This window comes from Bacillus sp. B1-WWTP-T-0.5-Post-4, assembly GCF_009183795.1.
Taxonomy (GTDB): Bacteria; Bacillota; Bacilli; order Bacillales; family Bacillaceae_G; genus Bacillus_A; species Bacillus_A cereus.
Genome location: NZ_WEIJ01000001.1, coordinates 930411 through 952520 on the forward strand (window position 1 = coordinate 930411; position 22110 = coordinate 952520).

The following is a 22110-nucleotide window of genomic DNA, read 5'->3' on the forward strand; positions in this document are numbered from 1 at the left end:
TCTGTAATTACACTTTAATTCCGTATGTATGTGTTTCTGTATTTGTCAAAATATCTTTCACAACACCACTCACTGTTTTATGTATAAATTCAAGTTTTTTACAACTATTACTATAACGAAAAGAACCCGCCACAAGACAGGTTCTTTTCGTTATTTTATGATAAAAGAGAAGATGATTAGCATGTGTATTATATAAAAGGAAGCAGCCATATTTTCCATACGATACATACGAGTACTGTAACTACAAAATCAAAAAAATCTAATCTCGGGCCTTTTTTTCATATTCATATGTAGCCACATATGAAACCATTTTATTTTTGTATATTTATGGATGTTTTTCTTTACAAATCGGTAAATAAGCATTTGCATAATAAAAAATCCGGCCACAAAAATAAATAATAAGATGAGAAATCCAATCACAAAATTCCTCCTATTTTTGTAGCGTTTTTTCTACTATCCGATTTTTCAAAACCCACTCTTCAAACTGGGCACTTCCAAATTCCCAACTAAGATCGCGAGCATGTACAGAAAAAACGTAATAACCGGCATATTCATCCATAAACCTACCTAACTCTACATCGTCTTTCTGAATACCGTATACTCCAAAATTAAAATACACATCCCATACGTCTTCATTCTTCCTCTTATAAGCAATCGATTCCATATCACATTCTGTCCCGAAATAATCAAGATGTAAATGTACGCTATCATCGTATTCGTACTCCATTTTATCACCCCTTATATTTGTACTTCTTTACCTCCAAAAAAATTCCTGCTATCTACACTCACATATGGGCACTTACCTACATATCATGCTTGTAGAGTGACTTCTGGGAGGTGTTATATAGTGAAAAAATTAATCGCGATTTTTTGCATCATGTTACTAGCTGTTTTTACTTTTGCTGCTTGTAGTAGTAAAAAAGAAAGTACGAAAGAACAAACCCAAAACATTCGCGTCGGCGAAGTTACCCATTCTCTCTTCTATGCCCCATTATATGTCGGGATTGAAAAAGAATTTTTTAAAGATGAAGGACTAAATATTGACCTACAAACAACAGCTGGTGGCGATAAAACGATGACCGCCCTATTATCTGGCGGAATTGATATTGCTCTCGTCGGTTCTGAAACATCTATTTACGTTCATCAACAAGGAGCGAAAGACCCTGTCATTAACTTTGCACAACTTACACAAACAGATGGGACATTTTTAGTTTCACGTAAAAAACTAGACTCTTTTAATTGGAATGACGTAAAAGGTGTTACATTTTTAGGACAGCGTAAAGGCGGCATGCCGCAAATGGTTGGGGAATACGTTTTAAAGAAAAATGGCATTGATCCTCGCAAAGATACGAACTTAATTCAAAATATCGAATTTGCTAATATTGCAAATGCCTTTGCATCTGGTACAGGAGAGTTTGTCCAGCTCTTTGAACCGACTGCAAGCATATTCGAAAAAGAAGGTAAAGGTTATATCGTCGCTTCATTCGGAAATGAATCTGGTACTGTTCCTTATACAACATTCATGGCAAAAGAAAGTTTCTTAAAGAAAGATAAAGCTGCTGCTGAAAAGTTCACACGTGCGCTCTATAAAGCACAGCAATGGGTTGATACACATAGTCCAGAAGAGATTGCTGATGCTGTTTCCCCGCTATTTAAAGACACTTCAAAAGACATTACAGTAAAAGTAATTGAACGGTATAAAAAGCAACATTCTTATGCGACAAATCCACTACTAGATGCGGAAGAATGGAAACAGCTCCAAACGATTATGAAAGACGCTGGTGAATTCCAAAAAGAAGTCCCACATGAAGCGCTCGTCAATACAAAAATTGCCGAAAGCGTTATTAAGAAATAGAGGCGAAGTGTATGAGTTTTTTACAAATACGTAACGTTTCTCACTGCTTTTTTGCAAAAGAGAATGCCAAACTTATTCTTGAAGATATGAGCTTACAAGTGGAAGAAGGCGAATTTATTTCTATACTCGGCCCAAGTGGTTGCGGTAAAACAACGCTCCTCTCAATCATTGCTGGGTTACTTGATCCAATTGATGGTATTGTCTTTTTAGATGGTGAACCAATTACAACGAAAACATCATCTATGGGATATATGTTGCAGCAAGATTACTTATTCCCGTGGAAAACGATTGAAGAAAATATTATGCTTGGACTTCATATTCGAAGAATTTATGATGAACAAATGAAAGAACATACTTTAAACCTTTTAAAGCAAGTCGGTCTACATGGGGTAGAAGGACAATATCCTCGTGAACTATCCGGCGGTATGCGTCAACGTGCTGCTCTCGTTCGAACGTTAGCAACTGATCCGAAAATTTTATTACTAGATGAACCATTCTCCGCACTCGATTATCAAACGAAATTAAAACTAGAAGAACTCGTTTTCAACTTACTAAATAAATATAAGAAAACATCACTACTTGTTACTCACGATATTGAAGAGGCGATTGCGATGAGTGATCGTATTTATTTACTTCAAGCGAATCCTGGAAAAATCGCGAAAACCTTTATCGTCCCGGAAAGTATCCGTTCTTTATCACCGTTAGAAGCACGCCATCACTACGATTTCCCAGCCCTCTTTCAAGATATATGGAAGGAGCTGGAACGACTTGGATAATATAAAACAACTACATGAACAATTTCGAAAGAAAGAACGCAGGCGTGCTTGGATTGCTCGCTCACTACAGCTTTTACTACTTATTCTTTTCTTTGCACTATGGGAAATAGCTAGCAAAAAAGAATGGATCGATCCTTTACTCTTTAGTTCTCCTTCGAGTATTTGGGATCTCTTCTTAACGAAATGGATCGACGGTTCACTTTGGGTCCACATATGGACGACATTGCTGGAAACAGGAGTAGGTTTCATTCTCGGAACGGTACTCGGTGCTATTATTGCCACGTTTCTTTGGTGGATGCCACTTCTAGCCCGCGTACTTGATCCTTACCTCGTCGTCCTAAATGCAATGCCAAAAGTTGCACTCGGTCCAATCATCATCGTTATTTTCGGTCCAAACATTTCATCTTCTATCGCAATGGGAGTAATCATTTCCATCATCATTACCATTCTCGTTATTTACAGTGCATTTCAAGAAGTCGATTCTAACTATATAAAAGTGATGGATACATTTGGCGCAAATAAATGGCAATGTTATAAGCAAGTCGTTCTCCCTGCATCCTTTCCAGCAATTATCTCAACGTTAAAAGTAAATGTTGGTTTATCCTGGGTCGGTGTTATTTTCGGAGAACTTCTCGTTTCCAAACAAGGACTTGGCTACTTAATTAGCTACGGATTCCAAGTCTTTAACTTCACACTCGTCTTACTTAGCGTACTACTCACATGTGTTCTTGCAACTCTTATGTATGTATTTGTTGAGGCATTTGAAAAAATTCTAATTGGAAAAAGAAAAAGAAGCTGACTCAAAACAGTGCGCTATAGTCAGCTTCTTTCTTTTACCTTTTATCACACATTTTCGTTTCATTTGTAATGTTTCCATCCGCAACCGTAACTGTATGGAAACAGTCTTTCACACGTACTGTAACGACATTATCTTTTCGATCTATCACATGATAATCATTAAACTTTTCATTCAAAGCACTACGAATTTGCTCCCCTTCAAAAATCGGAAAACCGTGAGACATTACCCAAATGAGACCAGCAACAGCAAGAATCGTTTTCATACGTTTCATTACCTCCTCGAGAGTAAACTTATAGTCCCTACAACACGCGCATTATAATTGTGTCTAAATTGTGACATTTTTATACTAATTCTCTTTTGTACCTCCAGTTCCTTCTTCTTTTTGATAAAAATACAGAATTTTCAATTTTATCAACATAAAAAAACGCAAAGAATTAAAAATTCTTCACGCTTTTCTTTAACGAAACTATATCGAAAGCATAACTCACATTAGTCTCCACTTTGTTGTTCTATCGTTTTTGAAACATCATATAATCCCGACAGCACTTCCGCTCTCATTTTTACAAGCTCAGGGAACTGATAGAAGAAAGCAATTTTCTTATATTTTAACTCTGTTCCTTCTTTCACCTTTTTTGAATCTTGTAAAATGAACGCTGTAAATGTATCTGCGATATCTTCCGTTACATTTGTTGTTCCATATAGCGATACAAAATCATCATGCTTTTCTTTATAAAATTCAATTTGTGCCTCTTCACTTTCTTCTACTTTCTTTTCTGTCCACTCTTGCTCAATTGGTTTCCAAAATTCATTATAAAATTGGTTAATATACGAAGTTTTTCTCGCACATCCATTTTTCAAGAACACCGTTTTACATTTATTTCGATATGATGAAATGTCTTTCTCTTCATCAAACGCCTCTAAATACTTTCTATCCACTGGTACTTGTTTATGTCCAATCGTTAATACGTGAGCCGTTTCATGAATTAATGTTTTCATCACTTCATCTATATTCACCCCAGAATCCAGCACGTCTAAACTAAGCACCCAATCTCTCGGGTCATCTATACTTGGCATGACATGGGCAACAACGCCATCATAACCATCCGTTATTAGACCAAATCCTGTTATATTCTCACGATATTTCACTGGGACGAGAGTGCGATACATGTCCCATAAGGTTTCATGATACTCTCTATCTTGTCGCTGACTTAACAAATCATCTTTTGCTACTTCGTCATCTGCAAAAACTTTATTCAATCTCTTACGATCCAATTTCTCAAAATAAGGATCTACAATTTCATCATCATCGATATAATAAGAAGCTAAAAAGAAGTAATTGTCATCCTCTTCTTTTTTCTGTTCCGCCTCTTTCATATTCATACTTTCATACTCTTCTATGTCATAATCCTCTACTTTTTCAAGTTCTGAAAGTCCCTCTATCTTTTTATATACTTTTTGTAATGTTTTATCTCCTATTTGCGTGCACTCTTCTTCTGTTTTACAAATTTCTTTTTCTTTTGTAACCTCGATAGCACTATCGCATCCTGCAACTAAACCGCTTGCTATAATACAACACACTAACTTGCCATACAGTTTCTTCATACAATCCCCCATTATTCCATTCTACAAAATATCATAATCATTTTTTTGCGAATATGCGATAATTAATTATAAAAACTGCAAGGAGGCTTCCCATGATTCGTGCAATCCTATTCGACTTAGATGGAACACTATTAGATCGGCGCCAATCTTTAGAACAATTTATTTGTGAGCAATATAATCGCTTCGCCTCACATTTGAAGAGCATAGAGAAATCAGAGTATTGTTCTCGATTTCTTGAACTCGATAATAATGGCTATACGTGGAAGGATAAAGTATATGCTACTCTCCTTTCCGAATACAACATTACTACTTTAACGCAAGAGCAACTACTACACGACTATATTACAAACTTCCAACATCATTGTATTCCTTTCAAAAACACGCATGAACTACTTCAACAGTTAAAACAGCGAAACATTAAAATTGGTATTATCACAAATGGTTTTACTGAATTTCAGATGAGCAACCTTCGAGCACTACATATACATACGTATACAAACACCATTCTCGTTTCAGAAGCTGAAGGAATAAAAAAACCTCACCCTGAAATTTTCGAACGTGCTTTGCAAAGACTAGATGTTAAGGCAGAAGAATGTCTTTATGTTGGAGATCATCCAGAAAACGATGTGCTTGGTTCTGAACAAGTAGGGATTCTTGGTGTTTGGAAAAAAGATTCGTTTTGGGGTGATTTTAAGCATTCACGTATCGTAGATGATTTGTTGGAGGTGCTTTCGTTTTTAGAGGTGGAGATAAAAATACAATAATAGTAATTAAATTATATCAACAATTTTCACAATATATTGATTCACCGACAAAAAATAATAAGAGGAGGCAGTTATTCAAAAACGCCTCCTCTTTCTTTATTATTCATATACTGTAAACTGTGGTTTACTCGGATGATCTTTTACTAGCGCATCATCTGGAAACTTTGAAACTTTTTGATATACGGCAATGTCGCCGATACACCCTGCTGTTAGTAGAATTCCTAAAAATGAGAGTGGCTCCAGATTCATAGCTAATCCCAATACAATTGGCAAAATTCCAGTTGGTAAAAACGGAAGCATTAACACTTTCTTCATTTGCTTTACTGTAACCGCCTGTTTAGAATGAGCATATGCAACACCTAATTTCCAATTAACGCCCCATTTTAGTTCACTCCACGGAACACCTCCGATATAGCGAAAGCCAATTAAATGTATCGCTTCATGAATACAAACGAGAACAATCATTGCGATAATAAAAAGAAACATCGTTAATAATGTAACTTCGACTTGAACCCCACCTGAAAGAAATATATGCAAATAACCAATTCCAAACGACAAAGCAATTATTATAAAAAATAAAGAAAAGTTTAATTTAACCATCGAAACAGTAACAGTCGTTTCTTTTCTTTTATCCATCTTCCCCCTCCTAAAATGTAAATATATCTTTACAAAATTGTATAATATACCCAAAATAATGTAAAGATATATTTACATTTATTCTTACATACAAAAAAAGAAACCGGCTACTTTACTTCGTAAAACAGCCGATTTCTTCTATATGTTTCATCGTACGCGCTAATACGTCATCGCGCATTATAAAGCTAAATTTTCTATTCGTTTTAATGTTGTCAGGAATGTCTTTTAATAAAACAGACCCTTTCGTTTCTTCGTAATGCGTATGCTCTTCTACCGCACTAATTGTTGCAAAATAAATGTTTTTAATGATTATTTTGTCTTTTCCAGATACTTTGTATTGTCCTAAGTAAGTTAAATCAGAAACTATGCCGCCGGTTTCTTCATGAACCTCTCGAACTGCCGCTTCTTCCGGTGTTTCCCCTAGTTCTACTTTACCACCCGGAAATTCAAGACCGCGACGTAAATGATGCGTTAATAACCATTGATCCCCGTACCGGCATACAACCCAAACATGCTTTGGCTCAGGAGAAAATGGATAACGTTCAAACGATAATTGTACAGTGTTGTGGTAATAATCTTTAAATTTGTACATGCCATTACTCCCCTATTGATGGTTACAAGTTTTTCCTACCACAAATTGTAGCATATTCTCGCTTTTCTGCATAATATTATCCAATTACAATCCATTGATTATTCCCATTTGCGCGACTAATTCTTTCGTCTCATGATTTCCTAAATCGTAAATCATTTTATATGCTTTTTGTAGTTGTTCATCATATCGGTCATTATTTGAATCGTGATGATATTCAACAAATGGAACGTGGGAGCGTACAAATGAACCTAAATCTTCTACATATGCTTGATCGAAGTGCTCTCTTAATTCCGTAATTTCCTCATCATTTGCGGAAATCTCAAAATTATACGTATCCGCCGTCTTCACTTGTGAAATTTGACCGTTTCCTATTGATATATAATATGTTTTTTTCGTCTCCATGTAACACCCTTCTTTCATCCTTTTAATTTCTATTGTTTTCATCAATTACAAAATTATGTAAAATAAAGAAAAGGAGGGATTTTATGTTCAAAATATTAATTATCGGTATTATCATCGTCCTAATCATCCTCGTACTCTCCATCATGACAATTAATAAAGGCTATGCTTATAAACATTCCGTCGATAAACTAGAAGACAATCCTTATACAAAAAAGAATAAGGAGAATTCCTAATATACTTCGCATCATAGTAGCACTCACTGTGATCGTTATGTCGGCAATTGGATTATATACAGGTCAAAATAATTTTTTACCTCTTTCACAATTTCTATTAGGGGCTTTAATGTTTCTCATCGCATTTGAACAAATAAAGAAAAAGGAATCAGCAACTGGACTTATTTGTATTATTGCCGGTGCTTTCATTTGGATTGTTCTCATCATTAGCTATATCAAATAAAAGGAGGTACATGCATGCTAAAAGGAGTACGGATTACTTTATCACTTATTGCTTTATCTATAGCAATCTATGGATTTTTTACTAGTAATAGAGAAATAATGCCGTATATGTTTATCTCTTTAGGAGTTATGGCTCTCACCATAAGTTTAGAGGAAATATTAAAGAGGCAAACAGGAGGTAGTGTGCTCGCTCTACTAGCAGGAGCCGCTGCTTTATTTATTGGTTTCACAGAAATATTCCGATAAATGGTCTAAAGGAGGCTATACAATGCTAACTCTAACTATATTACGGAGTTTTTTAGCATTTCTCATGCTTCTCTTACTCATTCTAAGCACTTATATCGATGTTACCGATAATTTTTCACTTCTCCCATACGTACAATTTATTCTCAGTTGTTTCTTTATTCTTCTAGGAATTAATGAATTGAAATCCGGACGAAAATCAATGAGTATCCCGTATTTTTTCGTTTCCAGTCTCATATTCTTCTTTTTAATATCAAACTACTTTCGCTATATGTAGAATGAAATTTTGGCCAATTTAGCATTTATAATTATTTTCTCTCAGTAACTATTTCTTTCTACTTAAGGGGGATTCCATGTTAAAAAACATTCAAATTATAATCGCCACTATCGCTCTTTCTCTCGCCCTATTTAGCTTCTTTGCAAACTTCACTATTCTTTTACCTTACGTGTTTATCCTTTTAAGTATTATGTGTATCCTTTTTGGAATCGATGAAATAAAGAAGCAGCAAAAAACGAAAGCATTTGTTTATTTTCTCTGTTCTGCCTTTGTTTTATATGTTGGAGTATGTAATATATTTTCATAAAAAAGAAGAGTATGGTTGCTCTTAGCACAATAAAAAAACTGCCCTTTCACAGGCAGTTTTTCTTCTTATCCAAACACTTTCTCAAGTTCATCTTTATCTTGGCTTAACCAGAAGTTCATTAAGCGTTGTGCTCCTTCTAAATCGTGAAGCTTCGCTTGACCACATTGTGTTTCATTTGCAGCTGGAATTTCTGTAATTTGAACCGCATCTTTTAATGTTAGTTCTAATAAATCAATAATTTCTCGTACTGTCGGTGTTCCGCTTACTACAAGATAATATCCTGTTTGGCAGCCCATCGGTGAAATATCGATAATATCAAAGTGCGGATAACGATCAATATATTTACGTAAATTAAATGCTAATAAATGTTCTAACGTATGAATAACATCTGGTTTCATTGCTTGTTTATTCGGTTGGCAGAAACGAATATCGAATTTATTTACAATACCGTCACTACCTACATTGTGAACTCCGCAATGTCTTACATAAGGTGCCTTTACAATCGTATGATCTAATTCAAAGCTTTCTACTGATGGCATACAACATCTCTCCCGCTTTTAATTTAATTCCGTTATATCCAATATGATATAACGGAAATGCACATTAGTAAAGTATTATGTACAGTCGTGCTATAATACTTTAAGAATATGCTGAAAAGGAGACCGTTATGAAACAGATTTTTATTGGGATTATACGCTTTTATCAAAAGTTCATTTCTCCGATGACACCACCAACATGCCGTTTTTATCCGACTTGTTCTCATTACGGATTAGAGGCGTTTCAAAAACATGGTGCATTCAAAGGCTTTTGGCTTACTTGTAAGCGTATATTAAAATGTCACCCTTTCCACCCGGGAGGATTTGATCCTGTCCCAGATAAAAAGGATGACAAAGTAAATTCTTAATTGTCGTAACCATTCACAACTAAATCTAATTTTCCTGTTTCAGGATCGATAACAAGACCGTGAACAGGTACTTCTTCTGGAAGTAACGGATGGTTGCGAAGTATCGATACGCTATGTTCTACACTTTCTTCTACACTAGAGAACCCTTGTAGGAATCTTTCTAAATCGATTCCAGAATAACGGAGTGTATCTAATTTCTCATTTGTTATACCGCGCTCTTTCATCTTCTCAATTGTACTGCTTGCCTGAATTTTTGCCATACCGCAATCGTGGTGACCAACTACACAAACTTCATCAGCACCAAGTTCATATACAGCAACTAAAATACTACGCATAATACTTCCGAATGGATGTGAGATAACAGCTCCTGCTACCTTAATAATTTTCACATCACCGTTACGCATATTCATCGCTTTTGGTAATAATTCAACAAGTCGTGTATCCATACAAGAAATAATTACCATTTTTTTATTCGGGAATTTTCCTGTTTCATACTCTTCGTATTTTTTCTCTTCAACAAATTTCTCATTGTACTGCAAAATCTCTTCTAATGACTTCATAGTAAAGGACCCTCTTTTCTCTCGTTTACACTACATAAATAGTGTACCAAAATATGAAAAACTCAAAAAGGATATCGCTTTATAGTAAAAATAAGATATTTTCAGATAATCGACATAATTCTTTCAAAATATACACACAGCTTTGTAACAAGTTTCACATACTTTAAACGTATTTTCACTATAAACTGATTGTAGATAATGTAAAAAAGGAGTGAATATTCATTATGTCCGACGTTCTGTTACTGAGTCGTTTTCAATTTGCAATTACTATTTTTTATCACTTTTTATTTGTACCTTTGACAATCGGACTTGTCATTTTAGTAGCATGTATGGAAACTCAATACGCCCGCACATTGAATCCAACATACCGCAAAATGGCAAATTTCTGGGGTAAATTATTTACAATTAACTTCGTAATGGGGATTATAACCGGGATTACGATGGAATTCCAATTTGGAACAAACTGGTCTGAGTACTCCAAATATATGGGAGACATTTTCGGATCACCTCTCGCAATCGAAGCACTTGTTGCCTTCTTCTTAGAATCTACTTTCATGGGAATATGGTTATTCGGTAAAGACAAAATTTCACCAAAGTTCCGTGCCTTCTGCATGTGGATGGTTGCACTTGGAACAAACATTTCTGCCCTTTGGATTATTACAGCAAACGGCTTTATGCAAAACCCTGTTGGCTACGTAGTACGTAACGGCCGCGCTGAATTAAATGATTTCTGGGCACTCGTTACGAATCCATACGCTTGGAATATGTTCTTCCATACTGTAGTTGGTTGTTATATTGTTGGTGCTTTCTTCGTTATGGCAATTAGTGCCTATCACTTATTACGTAAAAATGAAGTTGAATTCTTCAAAAAATCATTTAAGTTCGGCTTAATGTTAGGCTTATTCGCCGCAACAATTACACCGTTTATGGGACATCAATCTGGTGTATCAGCGGCTAAATATCAACCCGCAAAAGGAGCTGCGATGGAAGCAGTTTGGGAAACCGGAAAAGGACAAGGCTTCTCAATTGTTCAAATTCCTGATGTAAAAAACGAGAAGAATTTTGAATTCCTTACGATTCCAAAACTCGGAAGCTTCTTCTATACAAACTCATTTGATGGCGAAATTGTTGGTTTAAAGGATATTCCGAAAGATGAACGTCCAAATGTTAACCTCGTGTATTATAGCTTCCGCTTAATGGTTGCACTCGGTATGTTCTTTATGGCATTAACTTGGTATGGCTTCTATTTAAACCGAAAAGGAAAACTAGAAAACTCAAAACGTTATTTAAAAATTACAATATGGTCTGTCTTACTTCCTTATATCGCGATTAACGCAGGATGGATCGTCGCTGAAGTAGGTCGCCAGCCATGGACAGTATATAAACTAATGCGTACAGCAGAATCTGTATCACCTATATCCGTTCCGCAAATTTGGTTCTCATTAATTAGTTTAATTTTGTTCTACACTTTACTTTTAATCGCAGACGTATATTTAATGCTGAAGTTTGCGAAAAAAGGACCTGCCGCATTAGAAGAACCTGCTACTGAGGGAGGTGTGGCTCATGTCTCATGATATGCTTGCAATCATCTGGTTCGGTTTATGGGGCGTGATTTGGACAGTTTACTTCATTCTTGACGGGTATGCACTTGGTAACGGAATGATTTTTCCCTTCGTTACGAAAGATCGACAAGAACGAAATCAATTACAAGAAGCAATTGGCCCGTTCTGGGGCGGTAATGAAGTATGGTTAATTACAGCTGGTGGCGCAACATTTGCTGCCTTCCCAGTCACGTATGCTAATATGTTTAGTTATTTATATACACCGTTATTCTTAGTATTACTTGCACTATTTGCTCGTGCCGCTGGACTGGAATTCATGCATAAAGATGATTCACCAATTTGGCAAAAAACTTGTAAATGGGCATTTGCAATTGGCAGTTTCCTAATCGCCTTCTTATTCGGTGTTACATTCGCTAACTTGTATTACGGACTACAAATCGGAAAAAATGGCTATGAAGGAAATTTACTTAGCTTACTAAACCATTACGGTATATTAGGTGGTCTTTTCTTCACTGCTATATTTGTCGTATCCGGTGCCCTTTGGGTCATGATTAAAACGACTGGTGAAGTATCTGATCGTGCTTATAAAATCGCAAGACCATTTTCAATGGCAGCTGCTATCATTTTAGCTATTTTCTATGTAGCAACTGCTAATAGAACAAACTTATTCCAAAACTTTACAGAATATCCGGTACTATTCATTCTTCCAGTACTTGCAATGCTAATGAGTGTACTCGCACTAATTATGGTGTACAAACATAAAATTGGCCTTGCATTCACATTCGTTTGCCTAACAATCGCAATGTTTATGACAACTGGCTTTGCAGGTATGTTCCCAAGAATGTTACCATCTCGTATTAACGATGCATACAGTACAACGTTATACAACGCAGCTGGTAGTCAATTAAACTTAAAAATTATGTTCTTCGTTGCAATGGTCATGGTACCAATCGTTATTGGATATCAGCTTTGGAGCTACAGTCTTTTTAAAAATAAAATTCATAAAGACTCTGCTAAAGGGTATCACTAAGTTAAAAAAAGACACTTCGTTTGAAGTGTCTTTTTTTTACGTATGATTTTCGATAAGATGTTATATTTCTAATCTAACAACTATACTACAGAAGAATCATTAACAGCTCACAGCTAGATTGTAGCACAGGACAAGTTCATCATTTTATGCAATTTTACATACTGTACTATAAAGTAAACTGTATCCCCTGATCATTCGCATCATTATCCCATACATCAGCTGTACTAATCCCGCTAAACGTTTGTACTTTCATTCCTGTATTTGATGATCCCGATCCATTATAAGCCTTCGTCTTTTCAATCGGCTGTACGTTATATTTGTCACCTACATTAATTGTTCCATTGCAGTTTTCAATAATAACACCTTCCACAACTGCCGGCATTTTGTCACCCACTTTCATTTCTTTACTTTTATTTTATGAAAATCGCCTAGAAAAATAGCATGTTTCAATAAGAAAAAGCACTCAATTTGAGTGCTTTTTCTTTAAGCATAAAGACAAGTTTGGAGACAGTTGACTTCTTCAAAATTTTATTAGGGGTAATATTTTGAAAAAGAAAGCCTTTCATATGTAGGTTAACACCACTGGAATATATAGTAAATTGATAATATTTATACGGAAGATTGCTAATGTTTAGTATAGATAGTTTACACTGTGCTAACAGTGAAAACTATCTATACTAACAAAAAAAGATGCCTTCAAAAAAGACACCTTTCAAAAACAGACACTATAAAACAGAATTATTTATTGTTATACGATTGTTAGATACAAAAAGTAGAGGGAAATGTTTGTATTAAATTCTGCTTTATAAAGTCTGTCTACAACTTATATTGTAATCCTCTTCATTTGAAAAAAAATATAATATGCACAATTGCATACAAAAAGAAAAAGCACTCTACTGAGTGCCTTTTCAACCATTTTACTTTTAATATATCGCTTTGAATATATTGTAACATATGTATCCATATATTTTATTGAGAAAATTCAAAATCCTTTTTCTTTCATTTTCACTTATAAAATCATGTAATATAAAAGGTATGTCAAATTCTTATACAAGTTGAGGTGTACTATATTTATGCTGTATTTTGGAATTATTCCTCTTATATTGTTTATTATTTTTCTTATCTCATATTTAAAAGATCCGCGGAAAATAATAAACGGCTTTTTATTTAATTCCTTTGTCTGTTTTTTCCTTCTTTTTTGTGTGATTATATCTGTGAATTCAAGTAGTGATGTCCTACGCTATATTATAATTTTACCTATTTTAGCACTTCTTATTATGCTTCCTTTCGGTATTGTTGCTTTAATGTTTGGGCTATTTCTTAATGCTAGAATTTTAATGAAGCGAGAAGGAAGACGGTTCACTAACTGTTTAACACTCCTTGCTGCTTTAGGGATGTTATTCTTTATGTTACTCCCTATCATAAATCCAGCAAGTTTGGTCTCATCGCATTTAGAGCCTATTTTCGCAGCTATTTCTCTTATAAGCTTCTATTTCTTTATACACTTATCTAACTTCTTAAGCGCTTATTTTTTATACCAATTTAACAGACCAAGACGTAATCAAGATTTCATTATCGTTCTTGGTAGTGGCTTAATTAATGATAAAGTACCACCCTTACTTGCAAGCCGCATTAATAAAGCTATCGACTTCTATTGGAAACAAGCAGCTGTAAATACACCACCGACAATTATTTTCTCTGGTGGTCAAGGTCCAGATGAAGGTCTTCCAGAGGCAGAAGCAATGCAAAATTATGCTGTTGAAAAAGGAATTCCTCTTGAACATACAGTCCAGGAAAATCGCTCTGTAAACACATATCAAAACATGTTGTTCTCTAAAGAAATTATGGATTCTTTAAAACCTGAAGGTAAATATAAAAGTATTTTTACAACGAATAATTTCCACCTTTTCCGCGCTGGTATATACGCTAGACAAGCTGGTCTTAATAGCCAAGGAATCGGGTCAAAAACTGCATTTTATTACTGGCCTAACGCAATGATTCGTGAATATGTTGCGATTGTCGTAATGGGACGTAAGCGCCATATGAAAATATGTGGAACTATTTTAGGTTTCGCTTTATTCATATCAGTACTTAGTTTTATATTTTCTTAATAGCATCCCATCCTTTGAAAGGATGGGATTTCTTATACTGATTTCAAAAATATTTTAAAGATAATATGGTGATAATATTCCCTGCATACATCCATTAAAGGAGAATTTTTTCAAATTAAATGTTAAAATAAAATTTAGGTGTGAATTACGTAACAAATAAGAAACTAGTTTGAAACGAGGAAATTACATGGAGAAAATTATCAAAAACAAGCCCAATAAGCTAAGAATTGCTTCAAAAGCTTTGATGATTATTATTGGGGCATTTATCACAGCGTACGGATTAGAAGCAGTATTAATTCCAAATAACGTATCAGACGGTGGTGTAACTGGTTTAAGTATCGTTAGTTCAAGATTATTTGGATTGCCATTAGGAGCTCTAATCGCAGTTATTAACATTCCTTTCGTTTGGTTAGGATATAAGCAAATCGGTAAAAGCTTTGCTATTTATTCCATTATCGGGATTGCTTCATTAGCAATAGGTACCGTTGTCATGCACGGAATACCAGCTATTATTGAAGGCGATACATTATTAGTTACAGTTGTTGGTGGTATTATCATCGGTTTTGGTATGGGACTAGCATTACGTAACGGCGGAGCATTAGATGGAATCGATATGCTAGCTGTATTGCTTTCTCGTAAGTTACCATTTGGAACGAGTGACCTTATTTTATTCTTAAACATGTTCGTATTTATTTTCGTATCAACAGTATTCGGCCTGCAAGGAGCTATCCTTTCGGCAATTGCTTATTTTATCGCTTCGAAAGTGATTCATATCGTTGAAGTTGGTTTAAGTGGTTCAAAAGCATTTAAAATTATTACAAAAGAGCCTGAATTAATGGTAGAAACAATTCGCGATCGTTTAGGCCGAAGTGCAACATATAACGAAGTATACGGTGGTTATTCAAGAGAGAAGTTTAAAGAAATTTCCTGTGTAATTAACCGTTTAGAAGAAAGTAAAATGAAAGAACTTATTAATGAAATCGATCCACACGCCTTTATTACAGTTTATGACGTAGCAGAAGTAAAAGGCGGTAATTTCAAGAAACGTGATATTCATTAATCGTTATGAAAAAGAGGGTGTGCCAAAATTTTGGCACACCCTCTTTTTATTATTAAGTTGTTATCGTTGTCAGTTTTTGTCGGTAAGTCGATATATTTCAATAATCGCTGATATATTTTTACTTCCTCCCTTATGCCTAAATCGTACCACCTGAGAGGCATTAATTCCCATAACAAAAAAGACCAAAAAGCAAATTCCACTTTTCGGTCTCTACACTATCTTCTCTTCGTAATTTTTCCTGAACCACCGACCCTCGTTTTCGGAGGAGATGTATTCCTTGGCGGCGTTTTAATAGATGATTTTGGCTTCACATCTGATCCGCTTGAACCGCCTGGTGTTTTTGTAATTTTACCCTTGCTTCCAGTAGAAGGTGGGGGCGTCGTATTACTTCCTTTTTCAGTAATACTTCCCTTATCACCTACTGATGGTTTCGAATCTACATTATCGCCTCGCTTAATGATAGACCCTTTCCCTTCCTTCGTAATTGGAGGTGGGGTTTTCTTTTCTTCTTTCGTAGGTGGTCTCTCTGGAATAACTGGTTTATGATTTTGTCTGTCATTATATCCTCGATAATCACCGTACGATGATTTTCGTGAACCGAATATATCGTTTAATATGCTACCCATAATATATCCTTGCAAGAAGGACGGTTGGTAATTTTGACGGACAAATTCTTTATTACTTATTTCAATTAACGTATCAGATGGTTTCTCTTTATCCTTTTGCAGGTTATAAATCTTATCAGAATAAACGAGGAACATTTGATTTTCGTCTTCTTTAGATGCTTGCTTCGGTTCTCTTTCGTTAATGAGTTCCTTCGCTACTTCAGGAACTGACCGATTGGCGGCCCTATACACGTAAGATTCTTGTTTACCTTCCTTGGCAACAGATTCAAGTGGATAACGGTCTTGAATCGACTTTGTCTGCCCGCCTTGACAACCTGATAAGGCATAACCAGCAACAACAAGTAATATAACGATAGCAAGTATAGGGATCACAAACGATTTAATCATGGTAAACAATCGGTTTGACATGATTACGCCCCCTTACGTTGCTCTTATAATTTGTACATCAGCAGGAATGATTGCTTCTCCCTCATACATCATTGTGCGACCATTTTGCCATTCAATACGCAATAATTTTCGATTATCTGATTGGAATTCCCATACGTACTGTTCCTCTGAAGCGGAGAATGGTGTTTTCCCCATCACAACAACACGTCCGTTATATTGTTCTTCCATATGATACTCAGTATCATCCATTTCAATTGTCGTCGGAATTTCCTCAATTGAATCTAAGCGACCATCAATTGGTGTATATAATTTGTAATACGTATTTTCACGATCTTCAATTTTTAAATAACGAATGTCTTTCCCGTCTTGCAGTGTTAAAACAATTTCCTTGCGAGAATGCATACTCGTTTTCCCAGTTAATTCGTACATGACTAATGAAACTTCAATCATATCACCAGGAGCTAACGTTAAAAGACTCTTTTCCGGCTTCGGTGGCTCTGGGCTTTTCATTATATTTTTAATTCGTTTAAATAAACTCATGATCTACCCCTCCTTTTCTCTTTATAAACAAGCACCTAAAATAAGTGCACCAACAATATGTAATGATCCAGCTAACATCGCATGTGCAACGCTGCCTTCTTTCGTACCTTCTTCTAAATCTAAGCCAGACATTTTCTTTAACACAAATTCGATAAACATTTCTACCACTAATAAAATAACGAAAGAAACTGCTGATGCAAGTAGCGCTTGCCATAAATCATTTGCTTTCGTTATCGATTGAGATAAAATGTACCCTTGTGCAAATAATTTCATAATAAAACGAGTTGTTACAGCTGTATTTCCATTTTTGATTTCTTTTAAATCATTGTATTTTGTAAAAATTGAATCAACCCACATAATTGCAAATAAAAGTACTGCACTCGCTCCAGTCCATACAAGCATGGCAACTACATTCATCCATGTCATTGCAAAACCTCCTCTAAAATATAATAGAAAACCGACATGAATATATTTAGACATGTCGGTTCATTTGTCTTTATTCTATATTATTTCTCATACTGCTTCATAATACGAGCTAATTCATCGTCAACAGCAGAATTTTTGTTTAAGCTTGCGAATTCATCATCTAATGATTTTTCTTTCTTATAAACTTCACCGCTTGCTTCCGCTTCAGCCTCTAATTGAAGAGCTTTCTCTTCCATACGGCTTAAACCAGCTTTTGCTGAGTTTGAATCAAATCCAGACATCGCCTGATTAATATTCTTTTGTGCTTTCGCCGCATTTACACGCGCTACAAGTGTTTCACGTTTATTTTTCAGCTCATTTAATTGCTTACGCATTTCTTCTAGCTTTAGGCGCAGGTTATCAGCAGCAGCTTTATTTTGCTCGTAGCTTGCTTTATACTCATTCATTTTTTGCTCTGCATTTTGTTTTTCTTCTAATGCACGACGCGCAAGATCTAAGTTATTAGCTTGAACAGCCATATGAGCCTGCTCTTCACGTTTTTTCACAAGTGCTTCTTGCTCTTCAAATAATATTTTGAATTTCTTCTCAAGTGCGATTTGAGCTGCTACACTTTTCTCAGCCTCTTGTACATCGGCTTGCATATCGCGTAAATATTGATCAGTCATCTTAACTGGATCTTCCGCTTTTTCAATTAACGAATACACATTTGACATTGTTAAATCTCTTAATCGTTTAAATACAGACATCTAAATTCCTCCTATGATATACCTCATATTTCAAATTCACTACTTGGAAAACTGAAAAATCTCCCTTTACAGTAAAGAATATTCATTTTACAGCCTATGTGTTTATTATAACAAAACTAATATGTCCTTACATGTTATTTCCAAAATACATCCATTATAATATGACATTCTATATACAATATTGTATTTCTAATATATTCTCATTATCCCTCTTTGAAATTAACTTACTTTTGCGCACTTTCACTAAATTACATAAGTGTAATGTTACTGTAAGCTAACTCGATAGTTACGTTTCCATATTTCTTATACACTAATACCAGAAGCAGCAAACAAGCTTCTCATCATTTCGGAACTAATACAAAAATGTATTTACTATAAAACATATAAAAGGAGAAATCATCATGAAAAAATTAGTAGGAATCGGATTAGCAGCAGCAATTTCATTTGGAGCATTATCAGGTTGTTCTTTATTAGGAGAAAAAGCGAACGGCTTTGTACTGTACGGATCAGAAGAACAAGTTCAGCAAATTACAGATAAAAACAAAAAAGAAGTGAAAGAAAAAGACTTCTATAAAATGAAAATGACAACATTAGATGGTAAAAAAGTTCTTGTAATGGATAAGAAAACTGGTGAAGAACTAGTGAAAAAAGAGTTACTTAGCAAAGTTGATGAAAAAGACAACACGAAACCACTTGATAAATTACCAGCTGTAACAACAGAACAAGGTGTATTATTTGCAAAAGAAAAAGTAGAAAATGCTGCACTTGATGGGGCAAAATTAAAATATGAAGGCAACACAATTATCGGAAGTGGTCGTGCATATACAGATATGTATGCGATTGTCGATGACGCAACTTACAGCAATGTAAAAGGTGATGAAAAATCTGTAGGTGTATTAAAATTTGATAAAGACCCAAGTAAAGAATTCCCTGGTTACAAAGGCGTAGAAGCTTCTCAACTTGTAAAAATTAAAAAGTAAAACAAAAAAGCTTTGCGAAATTCGCAAAGCTTTTCCTATTTATTATGAGCAATTTGCTCCATATCCGGGCTACAAGTTTGCGACTGACATGACTTATTTAAAGAACATGCTGCGCATTTTCCTTTTTTACTTCTCTTTACAAAATTAACTAACGTATATGCTGCATAACCAAAAATGATAGCTCCAATTATAATATTGACCATCATCACAATACATCTCCTTCTAGAATCCGAGTAAGGATCCAACTTGGTATATAATGAGCGTTAATACATAAGCAACTACGAGTGGATAAACGACTGAAAAAATCGTCCACTTCGCTGATCCTGTTTCACGTTTAATAACAGCTACCGTCGCTAAACACGGAACATATAATAAAATAAAGAACATAAATGCATAAGCTGATAATGCTGTATAATGTGCTCCCATTACATTTCCAAGCACATCTTCTTTAACTGCATAAATAATTGCCATTGTAGAAACGACAACTTCCTTCGCTAAAAATCCTGTTAAAAGGGATGCTGCAGCTTGCCATGTTCCGAAGCCGAGCGGTGCGAATAGTGGTGCGATAAATCCACCAATCATCGCTAAGTAACTGTCTCCCATATCAACACCAAATCCTGATGGACCTGCATAGTTTAATAACCAAATGACAACCGAACCACCAAAGATGAATGTACCAGCTTTACGAACAAATCCTTTCCCTTTCTCCCATGTGCTTAGCCATAATGTTTTTGCTTGTGGCACACGGTAAGGCGGTAATTCAATTACGAAAATAGACTTTTCCGCTTTCAAAATCGTAAGAGACATAATTTTTGTAACTAATAACGCAAGAACAATCCCTGCAACATATAAAGAAAATACAACAGCCGCCTGACTATGCGGGAAAAATACGCCCGCAAATAATGCATATACAGGTAATCGTGCTGAACAAGACATAAATGGTGTTACTAAAATGGTAAGTAAACGTTCTTTTTCCTGTTCAATCGTTCTCGCAGCCATGATACCTGGAACGTTACATCCAAAACCGATAATCATCGGAATAAAAGCTTTTCCGTTTAAGCCGAAAAACTCCATAATTCTATCCATAACAACTGCAATTCGCGCCATATACCCTGAGTCTTCTAATAATGAAATAAAAAAGAATAGTGCAAAGATTTGTGGTACGAATACTAATACAGCACCAACACCGGCAATAATACCTTCTGTAACGAGCGCTTGAATAAAATCAGAAGCTCCAATACTTGTAAGTCCAGCCGTCACCCAATCCGTAAGCTGGCCACCAAAAAACTCATCTAACATATCCGATAAAGGTGTACCAATCCACGTAAACGTAACCTGAAAAATAAAAAACATAACTGCTAAAAAGATTGGAAGTCCTAAAATTTTATGTGTAATTAATCTATCAATTTTTTCTGAAAAAGGAATTTTTCCTTCTTTCTCATGCTTCATAACATTTGTTTTTAACTTTTCAATATACGCTTCACGAGTTTTGTAAATGTGCTCTTCTAACGTACAATCAAGTTTTCCTTCTAAGCGAGATCGAATGGCTATGAGTTCCTTATAAATTGGTAATGCTTTCATTTCTTTTTCTACTACTTCGTTATTGCTTAAAAATTGAAGTGCTAACCATCTCGGATGCTCGTAATTCGCTGTCTCTAAAAGAGCAATTACTTCTCCAATTCCTTCATCCATTTGTACACCATATGAAATAAGAAATGGCTTTTTCTCTTGTTTGTTATTTTCTTTAAGAGTCGTAAGCAGTTCTTCACAGCCTTTTCCACTTCTTGCAACAACAGGAACGACTGTTACACCTAATAGCTCTGATAATCGTTTTACATCAATGACAATTCCTCTTTGCTTCGCCACATCAACCATGTTTAAACCAATTGAGACTGGCTTACCAAATTCAAGTAACTGCAACGTTAAATGCATATTTCTTTCAAACTGCGAGGAATCTACGATATTTAACATATGATTAAATTCTTCTGTTAATAGAAAGTTTGTTACAACACCTTCATCACGTGAAACTGGATTTAAATCATAAACACCTGGTAAATCAATTAATGTTCCTTGTCTATCTTTTAATTTACCAACCTTCTTTTCTACTGTTACACCGCTCCAGTTTCCTACATACTCATAAGAACCAGTAAGTGCATTAAATAATGATGTCTTCCCTGTATTCGGATTCCCTAGCAAAGCTACCTTATTCACGCTAATTCCACCTTTATCATTTTCGCGTCACAATGACGAATACTAATTAACTGTCCACGACACTCCAATGTACAAGGACCTTTGAACATCGCTTTCTGTTTCAGGCGAAGTTCGCTTCCTTCAGCAAGACCGAAAGCAGCTAGTCTACGCTTTAATAGCTGATCTAAAGACTGAATACTTTTTACTAACACTTTCTCTCCAATTTTAATATCTACTAAGCTCATAACCTTCCCCCTCAGAAGAGAATGATAATTATTTT

General features: G+C 35.2%; 30 protein-coding genes and 2 pseudogenes. 14 read left to right on the forward strand and 18 right to left on the reverse strand.

Features of this window, described 5'->3' with window-relative positions; translation table 11 throughout:
• Window positions 1–7 precede the first annotated feature (7 nt).
• The 3 genes and pseudogenes from GBN91_RS29200 to GBN91_RS05010 form a co-directional block, all read right to left on the reverse strand.
• Window positions 8–79 (reverse strand): annotated as a pseudogene (locus GBN91_RS29200) (DUF2196 domain-containing protein); the annotation flags it as partial.
• A 109-nt stretch (window positions 80–188) separates the two neighbouring features.
• Window positions 189–420 (reverse strand): annotated as a pseudogene (locus GBN91_RS05005) (hypothetical protein).
• Between the two features lie 10 nt (window positions 421–430).
• Window positions 431–727: a DUF3986 family protein gene (locus GBN91_RS05010; protein WP_000455580.1), complete on the reverse strand. Its 297-nt coding sequence runs from the start codon at window positions 725–727 to the stop codon at window positions 431–433.
• Window positions 728–847: 120 nt separating this feature from the next.
• Between GBN91_RS05010 and GBN91_RS05015 the strand changes: the two genes are divergently transcribed.
• The 3 genes from GBN91_RS05015 to GBN91_RS05025 are packed head-to-tail and all read left to right on the forward strand — an operon-like array spanning window position 848 to window position 3430.
• A complete protein-coding gene (locus GBN91_RS05015) occupies window positions 848–1855 on the forward strand; it encodes an ABC transporter substrate-binding protein (protein WP_140159300.1) in 1008 nt (335 codons plus the stop codon).
• Window positions 1856–1866: 11 nt separating this feature from the next.
• Window positions 1867–2631 (forward strand): ABC transporter ATP-binding protein, encoded by a 765-nt coding sequence (locus GBN91_RS05020; RefSeq protein WP_000009035.1) that lies wholly within the window; start codon window positions 1867–1869, stop codon window positions 2629–2631.
• Window positions 2624–3430, forward strand: coding sequence for an ABC transporter permease (locus GBN91_RS05025; protein WP_000368771.1), 807 nt, complete (start codon window positions 2624–2626; stop codon window positions 3428–3430). The genes GBN91_RS05020 and GBN91_RS05025 overlap by 8 nt, the downstream gene beginning before the upstream one ends.
• 34 nt (window positions 3431–3464) lie before the next feature.
• On the opposite strand, the gene GBN91_RS05030 is transcribed toward GBN91_RS05025, so the two are convergent.
• Window positions 3465–3692: a hypothetical protein gene (locus GBN91_RS05030; RefSeq protein WP_000849112.1), complete on the reverse strand. Its 228-nt coding sequence runs from the start codon at window positions 3690–3692 to the stop codon at window positions 3465–3467.
• A gap of 227 nt (window positions 3693–3919) precedes the next feature.
• On the reverse strand, window positions 3920–5032 hold the full coding sequence (locus tag GBN91_RS05035; RefSeq protein WP_000737819.1) for a hypothetical protein: 1113 nt from the start codon (window positions 5030–5032) through the stop codon (window positions 3920–3922).
• A gap of 92 nt (window positions 5033–5124) precedes the next feature.
• Between GBN91_RS05035 and GBN91_RS05040 the strand changes: the two genes are divergently transcribed.
• Complete coding sequence (locus GBN91_RS05040; protein WP_006925596.1) at window positions 5125–5796, forward strand: HAD family hydrolase; 672 nt, start codon at window positions 5125–5127, stop codon at window positions 5794–5796.
• Window positions 5797–5895: 99 nt separating this feature from the next.
• Here GBN91_RS05040 and GBN91_RS05045 read toward each other — a convergent pair whose 3' ends face one another.
• The 3 genes from GBN91_RS05045 to GBN91_RS05055 all read right to left on the reverse strand — a co-directional run bounded on the left by GBN91_RS05045 (window position 5896) and on the right by GBN91_RS05055 (window position 7426).
• A complete protein-coding gene (locus GBN91_RS05045) occupies window positions 5896–6432 on the reverse strand; it encodes a DUF3267 domain-containing protein (protein ID WP_000361288.1) in 537 nt (178 codons plus the stop codon).
• Window positions 6433–6544: 112 nt separating this feature from the next.
• Window positions 6545–7024 (reverse strand): antimutator 8-oxo-(dGTP/GTP)ase, encoded by a 480-nt coding sequence (mutTA, locus tag GBN91_RS05050; RefSeq protein WP_000276385.1) that lies wholly within the window; start codon window positions 7022–7024, stop codon window positions 6545–6547.
• Window positions 7025–7108: 84 nt separating this feature from the next.
• Complete coding sequence (locus GBN91_RS05055) at window positions 7109–7426, reverse strand: hypothetical protein (RefSeq protein ID WP_000448409.1); 318 nt, start codon at window positions 7424–7426, stop codon at window positions 7109–7111.
• Window positions 7427–7509: 83 nt separating this feature from the next.
• On the opposite strand from GBN91_RS05055, the gene ytzI reads away from it, so the two are divergent.
• The 4 genes from ytzI (at window position 7510) to GBN91_RS05075 (ending at window position 8708) form a co-directional block, all read left to right on the forward strand.
• A complete protein-coding gene (ytzI, locus tag GBN91_RS05060; RefSeq protein WP_000472791.1) occupies window positions 7510–7659 on the forward strand; it encodes a YtzI protein in 150 nt (49 codons plus the stop codon).
• Window positions 7652–7882, forward strand: a complete 231-nt coding sequence (locus tag GBN91_RS05065) for a DUF3953 domain-containing protein (protein ID WP_033687460.1) — start codon at window positions 7652–7654, stop codon at window positions 7880–7882. The genes ytzI and GBN91_RS05065 overlap by 8 nt, the downstream gene beginning before the upstream one ends.
• 14 nt (window positions 7883–7896) lie before the next feature.
• The gene (locus GBN91_RS05070; RefSeq protein WP_000912059.1) at window positions 7897–8127 is read left to right on the forward strand and encodes a DUF3953 domain-containing protein; all 231 of its coding nucleotides are present in this window, start codon (window positions 7897–7899) and stop codon (window positions 8125–8127) included.
• A 350-nt stretch (window positions 8128–8477) separates the two neighbouring features.
• Complete coding sequence (locus GBN91_RS05075) at window positions 8478–8708, forward strand: YczI family protein (RefSeq protein ID WP_023523232.1); 231 nt, start codon at window positions 8478–8480, stop codon at window positions 8706–8708.
• Between the two features lie 65 nt (window positions 8709–8773).
• Here the strand turns inward: GBN91_RS05075 and luxS are convergent, their stop codons facing one another.
• Window positions 8774–9247, reverse strand: coding sequence for an S-ribosylhomocysteine lyase LuxS (luxS, locus tag GBN91_RS05080; protein WP_001141371.1), 474 nt, complete (start codon window positions 9245–9247; stop codon window positions 8774–8776).
• Between the two features lie 128 nt (window positions 9248–9375).
• Between luxS and yidD the strand changes: the two genes are divergently transcribed.
• A complete protein-coding gene (gene yidD / locus GBN91_RS05085) occupies window positions 9376–9612 on the forward strand; it encodes a membrane protein insertion efficiency factor YidD (RefSeq protein WP_000809330.1) in 237 nt (78 codons plus the stop codon).
• Here the strand turns inward: yidD and GBN91_RS05090 are convergent.
• Entirely contained in the window at window positions 9609–10172 is a 564-nt protein-coding gene (locus GBN91_RS05090) for a beta-class carbonic anhydrase (RefSeq protein ID WP_000838169.1), read from the reverse strand. The two genes, yidD and GBN91_RS05090, sit on opposite strands and share 4 nt — an antisense overlap.
• A 224-nt stretch (window positions 10173–10396) precedes the next feature.
• Here GBN91_RS05090 and cydA point away from each other — a divergent pair, with 224 nt between their 5' ends.
• Window positions 10397–11746, forward strand: coding sequence for a cytochrome ubiquinol oxidase subunit I (cydA, locus tag GBN91_RS05095; protein ID WP_001286188.1), 1350 nt, complete (start codon window positions 10397–10399; stop codon window positions 11744–11746).
• Window positions 11736–12764, forward strand: coding sequence for a cytochrome d ubiquinol oxidase subunit II (gene cydB, locus GBN91_RS05100; protein WP_006925605.1), 1029 nt, complete (start codon window positions 11736–11738; stop codon window positions 12762–12764). Before cydA ends, cydB begins: the two co-directional genes overlap by 11 nt.
• Before the next feature lie 166 nt (window positions 12765–12930).
• On the opposite strand, the gene GBN91_RS05105 is transcribed toward cydB, so the two are convergent.
• On the reverse strand, window positions 12931–13164 hold the full coding sequence (locus GBN91_RS05105) for a spore germination protein (RefSeq protein WP_002001299.1): 234 nt from the start codon (window positions 13162–13164) through the stop codon (window positions 12931–12933).
• Window positions 13165–13837: 673 nt separating this feature from the next.
• Between GBN91_RS05105 and GBN91_RS05110 the strand changes: the two genes are divergently transcribed.
• Complete coding sequence (locus tag GBN91_RS05110) at window positions 13838–14875, forward strand: YdcF family protein (protein ID WP_000965218.1); 1038 nt, start codon at window positions 13838–13840, stop codon at window positions 14873–14875.
• 187 nt (window positions 14876–15062) lie between these two features.
• Window positions 15063–15935 carry a YitT family protein gene (locus GBN91_RS05115; protein WP_000411245.1) on the forward strand — a complete coding sequence of 291 codons (873 nt, stop codon included), beginning with the start codon at window positions 15063–15065 and terminating at the stop codon, window positions 15933–15935.
• 215 nt (window positions 15936–16150) lie between these two features.
• Here GBN91_RS05115 and GBN91_RS05120 read toward each other — a convergent pair whose 3' ends face one another.
• The 4 genes from GBN91_RS05120 to GBN91_RS05135 form a co-directional block, all read right to left on the reverse strand.
• Window positions 16151–16969 carry a DUF4247 domain-containing protein gene (locus GBN91_RS05120; protein ID WP_000071190.1) on the reverse strand — a complete coding sequence of 273 codons (819 nt, stop codon included), beginning with the start codon at window positions 16967–16969 and terminating at the stop codon, window positions 16151–16153.
• A 12-nt stretch (window positions 16970–16981) separates the two neighbouring features.
• Window positions 16982–17488 (reverse strand): DUF4178 domain-containing protein, encoded by a 507-nt coding sequence (locus GBN91_RS05125; RefSeq protein WP_000051755.1) that lies wholly within the window; start codon window positions 17486–17488, stop codon window positions 16982–16984.
• Between the two features lie 21 nt (window positions 17489–17509).
• Window positions 17510–17914, reverse strand: coding sequence for a DUF350 domain-containing protein (locus GBN91_RS05130; protein WP_000220087.1), 405 nt, complete (start codon window positions 17912–17914; stop codon window positions 17510–17512).
• A gap of 80 nt (window positions 17915–17994) precedes the next feature.
• A complete protein-coding gene (locus tag GBN91_RS05135; RefSeq protein ID WP_000110280.1) occupies window positions 17995–18660 on the reverse strand; it encodes a PspA/IM30 family protein in 666 nt (221 codons plus the stop codon).
• A 401-nt stretch (window positions 18661–19061) separates the two neighbouring features.
• Here GBN91_RS05135 and GBN91_RS05140 point away from each other — a divergent pair, with 401 nt between their 5' ends.
• Window positions 19062–19640: a lipoprotein BA_5634 family protein gene (locus tag GBN91_RS05140; protein WP_000737468.1), complete on the forward strand. Its 579-nt coding sequence runs from the start codon at window positions 19062–19064 to the stop codon at window positions 19638–19640.
• A 35-nt stretch (window positions 19641–19675) separates the two neighbouring features.
• Here the strand turns inward: GBN91_RS05140 and GBN91_RS05145 are convergent, their stop codons facing one another.
• The 3 genes from GBN91_RS05145 to GBN91_RS05155 are packed head-to-tail and all read right to left on the reverse strand — an operon-like array spanning window position 19676 to window position 22075.
• Complete coding sequence (locus GBN91_RS05145) at window positions 19676–19846, reverse strand: FeoB-associated Cys-rich membrane protein (protein ID WP_000989598.1); 171 nt, start codon at window positions 19844–19846, stop codon at window positions 19676–19678.
• Between the two features lie 16 nt (window positions 19847–19862).
• Window positions 19863–21851 carry a ferrous iron transport protein B gene (gene feoB, locus GBN91_RS05150; RefSeq protein ID WP_006920702.1) on the reverse strand — a complete coding sequence of 663 codons (1989 nt, stop codon included), beginning with the start codon at window positions 21849–21851 and terminating at the stop codon, window positions 19863–19865.
• Window positions 21848–22075 (reverse strand): FeoA family protein, encoded by a 228-nt coding sequence (locus GBN91_RS05155; RefSeq protein WP_000060512.1) that lies wholly within the window; start codon window positions 22073–22075, stop codon window positions 21848–21850. Before GBN91_RS05155 ends, feoB begins: the two co-directional genes overlap by 4 nt.
• Between the last annotated feature and the right edge of the window lie 35 nt (window positions 22076–22110).